Genomic DNA, 13,895 nt, shown 5'->3' on the forward strand with positions numbered 1-13,895 from the left:
AGCCTCTAATTGAACACCGCTTCGTAAAGCCGCCCGGTCGCATCGGCGGCGACCGGCACGATGAAGATCTCGTGGCTGCCGCTTTCCCCCGTGAAAAGATAGGTCGCCTGCGGCAATGCGATTTCGCGCGGGCCTTTGAACAGCAGCGAGAAACCGCCACCCGGGCGCGGGCTGGCGGCGATGGGCTTGACCGCGCTCAGTTCGAGCGGGATCTGCCGGCCCCCGGCTTCGACGGTGAAGGTTTGTCCCTGCTCGAAATCCGACACCGACGCCATTCCGTTTCCCTCAATCTGTCCGCTGGAGCGGTTCAGCGTTCGGATCGCTGATCCGGCTTTTGTTTCTTCGCAATTGCCAAGGGAAAACCGCTCCACACTTTTCCTGGAATTTGCTCCAGCGGAGGCACTGTCGCCGCTTCGCCGCAAGCTGTCCAGAGGCGGGCAGGCCGGCGGTCGCGCTCCCCAAGACAATCGGCCGCCGCAAAACCCCAAAATACAGCACCGCCTGTCCTTTTATGCGCGCAAGAGACGCTGTAGTACTTTGTTCCTGCGCGGGATTCCTTTCGATCCAAGATCAGCGCAAACAAGCATAGATCCCGGCTTCGGGACCATTGGCAGCCTGATGGGCGTGCGGGAGACGGATGATGGCGGATGCAAAGACGAACGGGACGGGCGATGCGTTGCCGCTGTTCTATTCGAGGCCCGAGGCGCTCAATCCGGCGCGGCACGGCTCGCTTGGCCTGACCGCGCGCAGCGACTTCGGCTTCGCCCGCTCTGCGCACGCCATTCCGGTGGTCGCGTCGGAAATGCCGGCGGCGATGCGCTCCTACCCGATCGTCTTTATCGGCCCGGCCAAGTCGCCGGTGATCATCACCGGTGTGCGCCAGAACGAGAACCTGTTCGTCGATGCCGACGGCAAATGGACCGCGCCGCACTACATCCCCGCCTATGTCCGCCGCTATCCCTTCATCCTGGCCGAAGACCCGACATCGGCCGGCCGGCTGACGCTGTGCGTCGAACGGGCCAGCGACCGGGTCGTCGACCAGTTGCCGGCGCCGTCCCGCGATGACAAGATCCTGCCGTTCTTCACCGGCAACGAGCCGACCGAAGCGACCAAACAGGCGCTCGCCTTCTGCAACCAGTTCCAGATCGACTTCAGAGCCACCCGCGAGATGGTCGAAAAGATCGATGCACACAGCCTGTTTTCACCGCGCCAGAGCAAGGTGACGCTGGAAGGCGGCGAGGTGCTCAACCTCACCGATTTCCAGGTGATCGACGAGCCGGCCTTCAACAGATTGAGCGACGAGGCGTTTCTCGACCTGCGCAAATCAGGCGCGCTCGGCCTGCTCTATTGCCACCTCGCCTCGACCAACAGCTGGACCTCGCTGGTGCATCAGGCGTCGCTGCGGAAGGCGGATGGGGCGAAGAGCGCCTGAGGAAAACGGTGCGGTTTTCTCGGCGTAACCTTCCACTCGATGCGTCCGGGCGGACAGCCGGCTAGGCAGCAACCCTTCTGTCGTGCCGCCCTTCGCTGATCTCCTCGGCGAGCTTGTCGCAGAACGCCTCGAGATCGCCGGGGTTGCGGCTGGTGACAAGTCCCTGGTCGGTAACGACCTTGCTGTCCTCCCACAGACCGCCGGCGTTGATCACATCGGTCTTGATCGATTTGTAAGATGTGACCCGGCGACCCCTTACGATGCCGGTCTCGATGAGAAGCCAGGGCGCATGAAAGATCGCGCCGACGACCTTCTTGGCCGACCAGAACGATTCGATGAAGCCCAGGGCCTTTCGCTCGACACGCAGCAGATCGGGATTGATGACCCCGCCGGGCAGGACGATCGCGTCATAGGCGTCCGCTCGCGCCTCATCCAAAGTCTTGTCGACGGGAACTTCTCGGCCCCAGTCCTTGAGATCCCAGCCTCTGATCTTGCCGCTTGCGAGCGACACGACATCGACCTTGGCGCCCGCCTCGCGCAGCTTCTTCAGCGGCACCTCAAGTTCGGATTGCTCGAACCCGTTCGTCGCCAGGATAGCGACGTGCTTGCCGGAAATGTCCTGCATGGCTTTCTCCATCGTTGCGTTGATGGAGCGCTAACGAGGCGAGGCGGGAACCGTTCCTCGCTGTAATTTTATGTGACTCCTGGGGAATTCCGCCGAAACTCTTAGCCAGGCAAGCCCAAAAACGAAAAAGCCGCGGAGTTCCGCGGCTTTTCGATGCTTAGTCCCCTGGAGGAAACTGGAGCGGGTGAAGCGATTCGAACGCTCGACCCCAACCTTGGCAACCCATTGATTCGACGACACTTTCAGACACATAGAGTAACGTATTCATACCAAAAATGATTGCCGTAGCTCCGGGGAGCGGACACGATCAGTCCCATAGGGTTCCACTGAAAACCGAGCCTCGCGGCTCCCCGTGGAAACCCAGGGAAGATCAATCCGGTCCATCTATCCTGACCGGGGGAGCGGTAAGTCATGACAGCCAAGAAGCGACTAACGAACCAAGTGCTGGAGCGCATGACTGCGCCAAAGTCGGGACGGCTTGAGATGAGCGACGAGCTTTGCCCAGGGCTGATCCTGCGCATAAGCGAGCAGGGTTCTAAGTCTTTCTCGGTTATCTACCGCGTCTTAGGAGAGGGTGGCGAGACCGAGACCGGCCGCCCATTAGCCGGCAAACAGCATCGCATAACTTTGGGCAAGTGGCCCGTGATCAGTCTTGCGCACGCGAGGGACCGCGCGCGATCGATCATCGCCAAAGCCAACGAGGGGACGGACCCGAGAGCCGAGCTTATTGCGGTAGTGAAGGAACGACGGGCAAACACTTTTGCCGCTGTCCTCGAACGTCACATCAAGCAAGACGCGGCCCGCACCATATCAAGCTGGCCGAACGTCGAGCGAGTGTTGCGCCTGCACGTGGTGCCGCATTTGGGCGATAGACCTATTGCGGATATCCGGCGATCCGACGTGCACGAAATCATCGACAACATTGTTGCCAGCGGCCGGATTGGAACGGCGCGTGAGGTCCGCAAGCAGATGTCGCGCATCTTCAACTGGGCGGCTGACCGCGAGCTTATCGCTACCAATCCACTTAGCGGCATGAAGCGAAATGACCTAGCGCGAAACACGGAGGCCGGGCGAGCTCTTAGCGACATCGAAATCCGCTCGATCTGGATGGCCGCGAACGATTTGCGTTATCCTTTTGGTTCGCTCTACCAGACGCTAATGCTTACCGGACAACGCCGGGCAGAATGGGCCTTCTGCAAGCGATCCGAGATCGATACCGACAATCGGTGGCTGGACCTTGGCAAAGAGCGCTTCAAGAGTCGTCGAGAGCACATCGTGCCGATGTCGGGGGCGCTTTGGACGCTGTTCGAGCGGTTGCCGGTCTGGACAGGTGGAAACGACTACTTTGTCTTCTCGTCAAGGCACGGACGGGTTCCGGTGGCGGGCTTTTCCCAGGGCAAGCAAGCGCTGGACGATGCAGCACAGAATCATCTGCGTGAGGAGCTTGGCGATAAGGCTGCGACCTTTCAGCATTACCGCGTCCACGACTTTCGCGTGACGTGTGAGACACGACTGGCGCATCTCGGCTTCAACCAGGAGGTTCGTGACGCGGTGCTTGGCCACGCAAAGCCGGGATTGCAAAAAACCTACAACAAGCATGATTATCTGCAGGAGAAGAGGGCCGCCCTGCAGGCCTACGGCGAGCATCTAATGGGCATCGTGCAGTGAGCGGAACAGCGCTGGCCTGAGCCGACAGTAGGTTTATGATTGCTGCGCTGCTTTGGGTTTCTTTGTCGGGAGTGGTTTTATCCGAATTCGCATCGTGCCACCCTTTGGATGGTCAATTTCGAATGAGTTGGTGTTGCGCACCAGGTCGCTCAGCTTGCGAAATCCGAATGTTCTCGGATCAAAATCTGAAGCCAGATTGGCCAGTTGCTTACCGACCGCGCTGAGAGTTACCCAGCCGTCCTCGGTCTCTTCCCGCGCGATAACCTTCTTGATTATGGGAGTCGCGGCGCTGGAAGGTTGAAGAGACTTGGTCGTTTGGGCGGCGTCTAGATTGTTCGCGGCAGCCGTCGGTAACAGGTTCTCCGTGTACACAAACTTTCGGCAGGCCTGACGAAAGCTCTCCGGGGTCTTCTGTTCCCCGAAGCCAAAAACATCAACACCCTGTTCCCGGATACGGGCGGCAAGTCGGGTGAAATCGCTATCCGAGGATACTAGGCAGAAACCGTCGAACCTACCGCTGTGAAGAAGGTCCATCGCGTCGATCACCAGCGTAATGTCGGAGGCATTCTTGCCAGTTGTGTAAGCAAACTGCTGTTGCGGGATGATCGCGTGCTTCGACAGGGTGTTTGCCCACCCCTTGGAGCGATCATTCGAAAAGTCACCATAAATCCGACGGACACTGGCTTCGCCGATCTTCGCTATCTCTTCGAATAGCCCATCGGCGATCTTCGCCGAGGCATTGTCGGCATCGATCAAGACCGCGAGGCGGGGGGAGCGTGTTTCAGCAGCCATCAGCTATCCTTACAGAAAGGGATGATCGTTGCACACTGTAGCTGTGTCGAGTGCGTCCGGGCTGCTCGACACACACCCCAGGGCTTAGGGGCGAAACGTTTCCAATACAGCTTGTCCGTGACGCTGCACTTCGATGTTCGCTGCCGGCCAGGTCGCTAGCCACTCTCGATAACTGCATGACACAAATTTCACGGCGGCACCTGCCACCATGTCGCTGAACAGCTGCACCTCTTTACGGTGCTTCATGATGACGTCTTGGTCGATATTGCGACCGCCCAACTGCGTTGGTTCGGCAAAGATATAAAAGAGAATGGAAGCCTTCCTTTTGCGGCTGGACTCGGTGACCAGTCCGAACGCGTGCTTCACAAGCTGGGCCGCGTCGACATATGCGAACGTAGCCTCGCCAGTGCGCAGTTGATCCCTCAAAAGTTCGAATGGCCGCATACCGCTGCCCCAGACCGGTCGGTCGTAAGCGGGGGACAGAGAGACCGTCTTTTTGTCGCGAAACGGCTCGAACCGCTTGGATTCCACACCGATGATACAAGCTGGTGTTTCAACGAATGCATCAAGCCAGGGGTGACGTCCACCCGACCACGGGAAGCGGGCGCAGTATTCCACTTCCACCAAAGTTGGTGGCCAGTCCGCATCCAGTCCAGGAAAGGAAGGCAACAAGTGCGGCAGGGCCGCGAACCAGCCGAATGTGTTTACTGCGAGCGCCGCTGAACTCTCGGGGCTCGCGAGCTTTCCGCTCTCGACCTCATTGCCACCAGCCTTCGACAATCGCAGAAGAACGTGGTCGGTCGGGACGCCGGGCAAAAAAATGGCCTCTCGAAAGGATGACACTGGCGCTCGCCGCAGATTAAAGTGATCAACCCAATCAGGTCTCGACAATGGCTAGAAGTCAACCTCCAAAATCGCTTGAGAAAATCGCGTCCGATTATACTCTGCCCTTTGTGAAGTTGCAGCGATCAATGGAGAAGGCTCTTGAGCGATACGATGCAGAATTGCGGGCGGCAGCACTGCGCGAGGATGCGCGAACGATTTTATCAGGTGTAGAGAAGGTCTTGGCACCATTGGAGATTGCGCTTGAACGTTGGGGCGACCTCCCCAAAGATGTCGGTCTGCAAGTCGGCACGTTCAGGAGTCCGGCGACCACAAAAGATCCAGTCCAACCACCGCTAAAACAAATGGTCGAGCTGCTACAGGATTTCACCCACCATTTTCGGAGACCGCCCGGCAGTGGTGGCAAATCGCGGAGCGAACCGCTGCGGGAAGGGGATGAAGACATCATAAACACGGAAGAAAAAGCGCTCGCCCTTGCTCCGTATCGAGCCTTCACCGAGGTCCTCTATGCATTTTGGATCAATACCACGGGAAAACCTTTTGGACACATGACCATCGAGGATTTTGAGCTGCCCGGCGCTACCAAGGACAAGGGCATCCTTGTGCCTGGGTCAGAGGGGTTGAAGTTCCTGATGGACGCAACCCAGCATCTTCCCGAATCCGGCTACACCCGAGCCAATGCAGTCAGCACGCTTGAGTACATCAAAAGAAACAGAACCGTAAAATGATCTGACTTATCCCTGCTATCTAGCGGGTATTTGTTCAACGCCACATCCCCCTCCAATTCGATCATGGTCCTCCACGCAACCTCAAGGAGATCCATGAAATGTCACAGCGACTTCTCTCAATGAAGCAGGTCTTGGAGCGCATCCCGCTGTCCAAGACCGAGATCTACCGCCGCATCCGTGCCGGCACATTCCCAATCCCAATCAGGCTCGGTCCTGCCCGCATCGCTTTCTCCGCCGACGAGATCGATGCATGGATTCTTAGCCGGACGACCTCCGGCCAAGGGAGGGCATAGCCATGTCTTCCGTTGCACCAGATACCGCAGTTGCAATCGCCTTCCTTCTGAAATATGCACCAGAAGGCCATTGGCATCTGACCGCCATATCCCCTGATCGTAAGTCGATCAGGTCGGCTACATTCTCCGCAGCGGAAGCCGAGCAATGTCGAACCTGGATCGATGGCCGGAACGGCCGGGAGAACATCTACTTTTCGCTGAATCAGATAAAGAGGCCGCTGAACAAGAAGGCCGCCAAGGACGACATCGCCGTAGCGTCGTGTCTCCACGTGGATCTCGATCCGCGTTCAGGGGAGAATTTGACGGATGAACGCAAGCGGATCCTGGAGCTTCTCACCACCGGCAGGCCCCCCTTTGTCCCTGAACCATCTGTTGTTTTGGATAGTGGCGGAGGCTACTGGGCTATCTGGAAACTGGAGCCGCCCAAAGCGATCACCGGCGCCGACGAAATTGATCTTTTGGAGCGCTACAACCTCGGGCTGGCGACGGTCCTGGGCGGCGACGCCTGCCACAACATCGATCGGATCGCTCGCCTGCCAGGGACCGTCAATGTCCCCGATGAAAACAAATTGCGGAAGGGAAGGCTGCCGGCGTTGGCGACCGTGTGGTCGTTTAATGAAGGGCTCGGGTACACACTCGATTCTTTCGAACCTGCGCCAGCCGTGCAAGCCGATGTGGTCAATGCACCTGCGGGTCAAGTGTTCGTTCCGGCCGCCCCAAAATTTCTGGTTTCGATTAACGAACTGGATCGGTGGAACGTCGATGAGCGCTTGAAAATTGTCTGCGTGCAGGGTCGCGATCCTGCGACGGCTAAAACGAAAGCGGACGACAGCCGGTCCGCCTGGCTCTTTGATGCAGTATGTGGCCTCGTTCGAGCGCAAGTGCCGGACGAGATCATCCATTCAATCATTTTGGACCCTAGCTTTGCCATCTCCGAAAGCGTTCTGGACAAGGGCAGGAACAGCTCGCGATATGCCATACGGCAGATAGAGAGGGCTAAGGAGTTCATAATCCACCCCTACCTAAGGGACCTGAATGAACGGCATGCCGTGATTCTGGACTGGGGCGGAAAGTGTCGGATTGCCACCTTCGGAAAGGAAGCGCATTCGAACCGATCCACCATCAGCATGCAGACATTTCAAGACATAAGGGATGGCTACCTTAATAAGCGGGTTCCAGTAGGAACTACAGGAGCGATGTCAAAGGAAGTGCCGCTGGGCAAATGGTGGCTGGAGCACCCGATGCGGCGTCAGTACCGCGAGATCGTATTCGATCCATTGGACAAGGCTGCTTCCGATCAGCTCAACCTTTGGACCGGATTCGCTGTTGAGCCCCTACCTGGAGACTGGTCCTTGATGCGTCAGCATATTCTTGAGGTGCTGGCTAAGGGCAACGAAGCATGGAGCAACTATATCATCCGATGGACTGCGTGGGCGATCCAGAATCCTGATCGCGCTGCCGAGGTCGCGCTCGTGTTTATCGGTGGGAAGGGCACCGGCAAAGGTACTTTCGGAAATGCGCTTTGCACTATATTCGGACAGCATGCGCTCCATGTATTCAGCGCTGAGAGCCTGGTCGGACGCTTCAACGCGCATTTGCGAGACGTCTGCCTGCTCTTCGCGGATGAGGCTTACTGGCCCGGCGACAAGAGCGCCGAGGGCGCGTTGAAGGGTTTGATCACTGAACCGGAGATCGCGATTGAAGCGAAGGGCGTCGACATGGTCAAGTCGACGAACCGTCTTCATGTCCTGATGGCTAGCAACGAGAACTGGGTCGTGCCGGCGTCGATGGACGAGAGGCGCTTCGCCATATTCGATCTAGCTTCGCACCGGGCTGGCGATGACGCCTACTTCCACGCACTCCACTACCAGCTCTACAACGAAGGCGGGCTGGCAGCCATGCTGATAGATTTGCAGCAGATGGATCTTGCCGGCTGGCACCCAAGGCAGGGCATCCCGAAGACTGATGCCCTAGCTCAGCAGCAGGCCGAAAGTCTGTCACCTATTGATCAGTTCTGGTTTGACTGTTTGGTTAGTGGTGAACTGCCGCCTTTCGCCCAGCTCGACATTGGTGACGAGGCGTTTATGCCGACCAGTCGCCTCGCGGAACATCTATCTAAAACGAACCGATGGGGCGTGACGAGCGTGAAGGTGGCCGCTTTCCTTGGAGCGGGCCGAAATTCAGCTCCTGGCATGGGTTTCGTGAAGGACGACAGCAGGCGGCCGCGAGGGTTCCGCATCCCCAGGTTGGAGAAGGCTCGTGAGATTTGGGACAAGGCGCGCTTCCGGCATGTTTGGCCCACAACGGGGGAGTGGGAACGACTTCACGACTCGGTCGACTGGAATGGCAGTCCCCCATTCTAGCTGGTTGCCGGCTATCTCGGCGGTAGGTCGGTAACATATTTCTTATGATCGCTGAGGCGCTTAACCGACTTCACCGCCTTGACCTACTTTGTATGAAATTCGTGTAGTGATTTCGCCCTTGGATCTAGAGCATCTCAGAAGAATGCGGTTGATTCGGTCAAGCCGGCGCTCCTTTGTTTTGTTTTTACCCCTGCGCAACGATGCCAAAAAACGCCTCTTGCGCCGAAGGCAGAACATCAGCTTACGAACCGAAGCCGGCTCGCGGTCGTCCGAGTCCCAGGACTTCTCGGCCGAGCGCGGAAGAGCCGCCCTTCAGTCAATATGACTTAATAGCCCTCGCCCCAGAGGGTTTGGTCCTGGTGCTGGCGCCACTGCGTCGTGATTTCCTTTGTCTCACCTCCACGGCTGGTCGTGGGGAGCAAAAGAAAGGACGACTAGATGTCAACAGAAGCGGACCAACCCGAAGATGCCTATGCGGAGTCCCGCCGCCGGTTCGGCGGATGGGAGGACTGGAGCTCAGAAAATCTCGAATATCTGCTGCACAACCTAATGAACGGCCACTGGGACGATGCGGCCGAAACCATTCCTGGTGCCGCGTTAGCAGCGGCTGGCTTTGCCCTTGTTATTTCCGCACTGGATCATGGGTTCACCGACGATGGGGCCAAGGGAGCGCTTAACGGCATCTGGTTCGCTGTTGATTCTTTGTTGGAGCGGGCCGACATCGATGAATACGAATTCGATCCAAAGGTGCAAAAGACGCTCGAGCTGATATGGAACGCGACTTCCTGGTGCGCACAATCTGGCTATGGAACAGGCTGGCGTCCCGGGAATGCCATCTTTGGCAGCTCTGGGGCCGTGCCGGAACCTCGCCCATTGTCGGAGCGTGCACTTAGCTCAGATTGGGACCCGACGACACCGGCCCCGACTGAGCCGGCAATCGGTGAGTGACTTCTGCTGAACTGCAGAGGCAGAAATCGCGGCGGACTACCCTCCAGTCCCCCGCAATTCCGACGAGGGGACCCGCCGACTGCGTCGACATCATAACGGTGGCGATGATGCGATCGTCGCGCGCGCATCAACGACAGATCCATCTGGCCGACCGCCTCCTGTCCTTGGATAAGTCGGCACTTCAGCGGCCTTCGGGAAGGCACAGTCGCAGGGCATTAGCGCCACAGCTCTCTTATCGCTGCAATTGTCGACCTCCAGGCAACCAGAGCGCCTGCCAGGAGTCGGCGACCCCAACTGGGCCTCGGTGGTGCAAGGCGCACAGCATCTTCGACATCCCGCCTTTGCACAGCGGTAATTGCCTCAGGTGACATCGAACTTGCCCATAGAACACGGTTGTCCGAAACGATGTAATGCGACCGGCAAGGAAAACTCCAATTGCCAACGGAAGGGGTCAGCGAGACCCTGCCATTTCGTTCGACTACGCCCCATTTGGCGGGATTCAACGGCGTCACCACTTCAAGACCGCAGCCGCAGCAGCACAGATGGGTGGCCGTCGAAAAACGCCGCGAGATATATAGGACGCCCGCCTGAACATCGTCGGGGATGTATTCGACGAACCTTGGCTGAAGACGATCAACCGGCGCCATCAGGTCCCTCGGTGATGATTTCGCCGCTTGCTATGGAGTATCCGAGGTAGACCGACTGTCGACTATCCCGATAGATCGTCGCCAGCTTCTTCCATTGAATGACCGCTAAGGCGGCGTTTAGCGCGTTTAGCTCGGCGATCTGGATGTTGCTGGTATACTCATTGGCACCGCCAGCGTCGTCCGCGTAGGAAATATGCGGCGCGGCGAGGTCGCGGGTTCCGGGCGTGCTGACGGTGACACGTACGATGCCCCCAAGTCGCCCGTCGTCGACTGTCACGCCCATGCCGGCGTCGGCGAACGAGATGCCATTGGCCAGGAGATAGTCAATGACTGCGCGCTTGGCTTGGCCGACATCCATGCAGACGAACACGAAATCGAGGCCGGCTAACGCCCCCACGTTGGTCTCGTCGAGAAAAAATGCGTGCGGTTTGATTCCACGGTGCAAGCGCGAATAAATGCCGGTAAATCGGTCGACTTTTAGCGTGCCATCCTTCAATTCATCCAGGCTGGCTGCACCTGGTGCCCGGAATGCGTTGTGCTGGGAAAACACGTCTCCATCGAAGAGATGGATTTCAGCGACCGAGCTCTTCGCGACAAGATCAAGAATATAGCTGCCAGTGCCGCCGAGGCCCGCAATGCCGATCTTTTGTCCGGCAACCTTCGAGTTAATCGCGCCGATACCCGCGCGGCTCGTTGCCGTGTCGACATACTGGAACACTGACTCCTCGGGTTCGGCTGCGATAGCTGGAAAAATCCGGGCTGTGGCGGTCGGATCGAGCTTTGCTGCCGCGCCGGCGATGCGCCCTATGTATGTGGTCATCTTGTGGTGGTAGTCGCGGTAGTCGGCCTTGGCGGAGAAGGTAAAGGCCGCATGCAGGCCAGGGGCCAGGTCCTGCGGCCCGGCTCCATTTTCGATTGACCTGATTTTGGCGCCGTCTGCATGGCACGGGTGTGCTCCAGTCCAGTAGCAGACATGCTTGTCGGGCTTCTCGGTGACATCCCCCGACAGTGACAGAGGCGAGATCAGTGTCGCGCGTTCTATGCTGCATGTGGAAGTGACAAAGGGGACGTTCCTGACAAGCAAGAAACCGTCCCGAATGTCGATGTCATAGCCCTCGTTTTGCAGACGGAGCAGATCAGAACTAAGAGCGATTGGTCGACGTGACATCGAACTCCATCCCGTCCTTGATTTTCACCGACTGGCTTTCGACCAACGTGCCCGCCGGCTTGTTTCCTTGTCCGCGGGTGTACTGGACCGTGTACTGGATACCATCGCCGGTTGGATGGCCGGGAAAGGCGATCTCGACCACCTCGTCGAAGGAGATCTCCTCCTTCTTGGGCAAGGTTTTCGCACGTCCGTTCACGATGATCGTGACGGTCTTCTCTTTCCCGTGTGGGGCATTTTGTGCGGCGTCGGCGACGTCCATGGCTTTCTCCTTGATGCTGGTTTGAGCAATCAATTGCGAAATCGCAATCGATTTGATACCAGTAAGGGAGATTCGGGAGAATTGCAAGATCGCAATCGATCCCTTTTTCGCAACGGAGACGACGTGACAGACAACTTTGATACGGAATCATTCTTCGCAGCACTGAACGCGACTCGCCTGAGCAAGCAAATGACTTGGAAAGATGTCGCGGAGGCGACTGGAGTTGCCGCCTCCACATTATCTCGGATGGGCCAGGGCGCAAAACCCGATGTGAACGGGCTAGCTGCCCTTCTGAAATGGTCGAAGCTCAAGGCCGAATCGTTTATTCCTGGAACAACAGCAGGCGAGGCACTGCCCCTGGCCAAAATCACCGCGCTTTTACGCGCTGATCCAAACCTTACGCCGACGAACGCCAAGCTGATGGAAGAGATTGTTCTCAGCACCTACAACAGGTTGAAGGAGAGCTGACTTGGCATTTCGGCATGGCTTCAAGGCGGACGCCAACCGCATCGCGCTTAAGGTGCGCGAGCAGATGGGCCTTGGGCCGATCGATCCGATCGATCCCGTCGCGATTTGCTCCGAGTTTGACATTGTCTTGCTGAAGCTCAGCGAACTCGGCTGCGACGCCAGAGCATTTCTCGGCAGGGATCAGTCGGCATTTTCTGCCGTGACCGTGCCGCGCGGTGCGACCACTGCGATCGTCCACAACGATTCGCACCATCCGCTCCGACAGCGCAGCAACATCTGCCACGAACTGGCGCATTGCTTCCTTGGACATAAAGGCACGCCGCCGCTGACGGAGGAGGGTGCCCGCGCCCGCGATGGTGGTGTAGAGGCGGAAGCCAATTTTCTTGGCGGCTGTCTACTCATCTCGAATGAAGCAGCGCTCAATATCGTCAGCCAAGGGCTGGTATCGGTTGCAAAGCAGCTGTACGGCGTCAGCCAACCAATGCTCGACTATCGATTGCGCGTCAGCGGCGCCCACACCATCCATGCGCGCCGGGTCGGTGCGGGCAGCCGCAATCGCGCCGGCGCCACTTCCTAGGCTGGCGATAAGGCGCCGCGTGTTGAGCTGAGCTGGCGGACTGGCCCCCATCGCTGCGCGGTTGCCGCGAGAGGGGACCCGAAAGAAACCGGTGCCAGCGTTTTTTTGACCGGGGAGGGGGAGGTCATTGCGAATAGGAAGCCGATGCTCTGCGCCCTCGATAAGAGAGCACCTTCTTTCCGCGTTTCAAGGTCTAAGCGGTCATCGGTGCGATCACACTTTAGGGCCAAATCTGGGCGGCGCTCCCCCTGCGCTCCCCCGAGCCGCTTTCGGCCCGACGGCACCCGGCCTGCCGCGCCGCTTTGCGGCCCGGCACCCTAACCTCAGTTGGAGTATGCTGGGCTTTGTTCCCAGAGTCGTCACCGAAATGCCGGCGCGGCGCACCACTGCAGGTAAGCGACAGAAGGCAAGGCCGTACACCCGATGCCAATATGGCGCCGTGTATCGGTCCGGCACCTTGTGCGCTATCATCGTGACGGAGTTGAAGCCGACGAGATCGAGCTGCACGGGAGGGAAGGCTAAAAATGGGGACCGCCGCAGTCGTACTGATTTTGCTCCAGGCAGCAAAAACCGACGGTTGGGTAGTCGGCAAGTATATCAAGACCTTCGATTCAATGCCGGCTTGTGCCGCCGGCAGAAGTCTTGGCCTCGAAAAGACCGACGTTCGCCCAGAGCAGGTCTTCTGCGTGGAGTTCACACCCGGTACTGGAAGCAAAGAGGGCGTGACGATGCTGTTTACACAGGCACTCGGCTCGAAGCCCAGCGAGGTCGCCGGTCGATACATGGATGACTTTGAATCACTAACCGAATGCAACTTGGTCAGGGATCGCGCATTGGCCAAGAACGCGTCGTTGGCCGATGAAGTTCGTTGCGTGGACTTTACACCTAACATGACCCTGGACGGCTTGGGCCGTCGTGAGGTGATGGGCCTTTTGAGGTCCAAGGGCATTACTGAAGAGGACCTCAACGCCGCTACCAGCCCATAATGTTGATGCAGCGCCCCGCTCGGTCAGCCCTCGATCTGCAGCCGGTCGGTCGCGCATTTGCGGACCCGGAGAAATGGGCCGCCAACTCTATTTGCTCA

The 13,895-nt window shown here is 58.3% G+C and carries 16 protein-coding genes; 9 read left to right on the forward strand and 7 right to left on the reverse strand.

The genetic code is table 11. From position 1 onward, the window contains the following. Positions 1-5 precede the first annotated feature (5 nt). Positions 6-422, reverse strand: coding sequence for a DUF6916 family protein (locus tag NKJ37_RS02395; protein WP_352772476.1), 417 nt, complete (start codon positions 420-422; stop codon positions 6-8). Between the two features lie 218 nt (positions 423-640). Between NKJ37_RS02395 and NKJ37_RS02400 the strand changes: the two genes are divergently transcribed. Beyond that, positions 641-1,432 carry a SapC family protein gene (locus NKJ37_RS02400; RefSeq protein ID WP_352772479.1) on the forward strand — a complete coding sequence of 264 codons (792 nt, stop codon included), beginning with the start codon at positions 641-643 and terminating at the stop codon, positions 1,430-1,432. Positions 1,433-1,493: 61 nt separating this feature from the next. Here the strand turns inward: NKJ37_RS02400 and NKJ37_RS02405 are convergent, their stop codons facing one another. Then, positions 1,494-2,057, reverse strand: a complete 564-nt coding sequence (locus NKJ37_RS02405; protein ID WP_352581958.1) for a type 1 glutamine amidotransferase domain-containing protein — start codon at positions 2,055-2,057, stop codon at positions 1,494-1,496. Positions 2,058-2,468: 411 nt separating this feature from the next. On the opposite strand from NKJ37_RS02405, the gene NKJ37_RS02410 reads away from it, so the two are divergent. Then, positions 2,469-3,725, forward strand: a complete 1,257-nt coding sequence (locus tag NKJ37_RS02410) for an integrase arm-type DNA-binding domain-containing protein (RefSeq protein WP_352772482.1) — start codon at positions 2,469-2,471, stop codon at positions 3,723-3,725. A gap of 33 nt (positions 3,726-3,758) precedes the next feature. Here the strand turns inward: NKJ37_RS02410 and NKJ37_RS02415 are convergent, their stop codons facing one another. Both NKJ37_RS02415 and NKJ37_RS02420 read right to left on the reverse strand, forming a co-directional pair. Beyond that, complete coding sequence (locus NKJ37_RS02415; RefSeq protein WP_352460691.1) at positions 3,759-4,517, reverse strand: NYN domain-containing protein; 759 nt, start codon at positions 4,515-4,517, stop codon at positions 3,759-3,761. Between the two features lie 84 nt (positions 4,518-4,601). Beyond that, entirely contained in the window at positions 4,602-5,360 is a 759-nt protein-coding gene (locus tag NKJ37_RS02420) for a PGN_0703 family putative restriction endonuclease (protein ID WP_352772485.1), read from the reverse strand. A 128-nt stretch (positions 5,361-5,488) separates the two neighbouring features. Here NKJ37_RS02420 and NKJ37_RS02425 point away from each other — a divergent pair, with 128 nt between their 5' ends. The 4 genes from NKJ37_RS02425 (at position 5,489) to NKJ37_RS02440 (ending at position 9,692) form a co-directional block, all read left to right on the forward strand. Beyond that, a complete protein-coding gene (locus NKJ37_RS02425) occupies positions 5,489-6,088 on the forward strand; it encodes a hypothetical protein (protein WP_352772488.1) in 600 nt (199 codons plus the stop codon). Between the two features lie 98 nt (positions 6,089-6,186). Continuing rightward, on the forward strand, positions 6,187-6,381 hold the full coding sequence (locus NKJ37_RS02430) for a helix-turn-helix transcriptional regulator (RefSeq protein WP_352772491.1): 195 nt from the start codon (positions 6,187-6,189) through the stop codon (positions 6,379-6,381). A 2-nt stretch (positions 6,382-6,383) separates the two neighbouring features. Then, positions 6,384-8,744 carry a primase-helicase family protein gene (locus NKJ37_RS02435; protein WP_352772494.1) on the forward strand — a complete coding sequence of 787 codons (2,361 nt, stop codon included), beginning with the start codon at positions 6,384-6,386 and terminating at the stop codon, positions 8,742-8,744. A 438-nt stretch (positions 8,745-9,182) separates the two neighbouring features. Then, positions 9,183-9,692 carry a hypothetical protein gene (locus NKJ37_RS02440; protein WP_352772497.1) on the forward strand — a complete coding sequence of 170 codons (510 nt, stop codon included), beginning with the start codon at positions 9,183-9,185 and terminating at the stop codon, positions 9,690-9,692. Between the two features lie 215 nt (positions 9,693-9,907). Here the strand turns inward: NKJ37_RS02440 and NKJ37_RS02445 are convergent, their stop codons facing one another. The 3 genes from NKJ37_RS02445 to NKJ37_RS02455 are packed head-to-tail and all read right to left on the reverse strand — an operon-like array spanning position 9,908 to position 11,766. Next, complete coding sequence (locus tag NKJ37_RS02445; protein ID WP_352772500.1) at positions 9,908-10,339, reverse strand: ubiquitination-like system serine protease family protein; 432 nt, start codon at positions 10,337-10,339, stop codon at positions 9,908-9,910. Further along, a complete protein-coding gene (locus NKJ37_RS02450; RefSeq protein WP_352772503.1) occupies positions 10,326-11,507 on the reverse strand; it encodes a ThiF family adenylyltransferase in 1,182 nt (393 codons plus the stop codon). Before NKJ37_RS02450 ends, NKJ37_RS02445 begins: the two co-directional genes overlap by 14 nt. After that, positions 11,482-11,766, reverse strand: coding sequence for a multiubiquitin domain-containing protein (locus NKJ37_RS02455; RefSeq protein WP_352772506.1), 285 nt, complete (start codon positions 11,764-11,766; stop codon positions 11,482-11,484). Before NKJ37_RS02455 ends, NKJ37_RS02450 begins: the two co-directional genes overlap by 26 nt. 123 nt (positions 11,767-11,889) lie before the next feature. Between NKJ37_RS02455 and NKJ37_RS02460 the strand changes: the two genes are divergently transcribed. From NKJ37_RS02460 to NKJ37_RS02470, 3 genes are all read left to right on the forward strand, one after another. After that, complete coding sequence (locus tag NKJ37_RS02460) at positions 11,890-12,234, forward strand: helix-turn-helix domain-containing protein (protein WP_352772508.1); 345 nt, start codon at positions 11,890-11,892, stop codon at positions 12,232-12,234. Between the two features lie 52 nt (positions 12,235-12,286). After that, complete coding sequence (locus NKJ37_RS02465; RefSeq protein WP_352772510.1) at positions 12,287-12,811, forward strand: ImmA/IrrE family metallo-endopeptidase; 525 nt, start codon at positions 12,287-12,289, stop codon at positions 12,809-12,811. Between the two features lie 524 nt (positions 12,812-13,335). Further along, positions 13,336-13,797, forward strand: a complete 462-nt coding sequence (locus tag NKJ37_RS02470) for a hypothetical protein (RefSeq protein WP_352772513.1) — start codon at positions 13,336-13,338, stop codon at positions 13,795-13,797. Positions 13,798-13,895: the final 98 nt, after the last annotated feature.

Source organism: Mesorhizobium sp. M0140 (assembly GCF_040322475.1).
Lineage (GTDB): Bacteria > Pseudomonadota > Alphaproteobacteria > Rhizobiales > Rhizobiaceae > Mesorhizobium.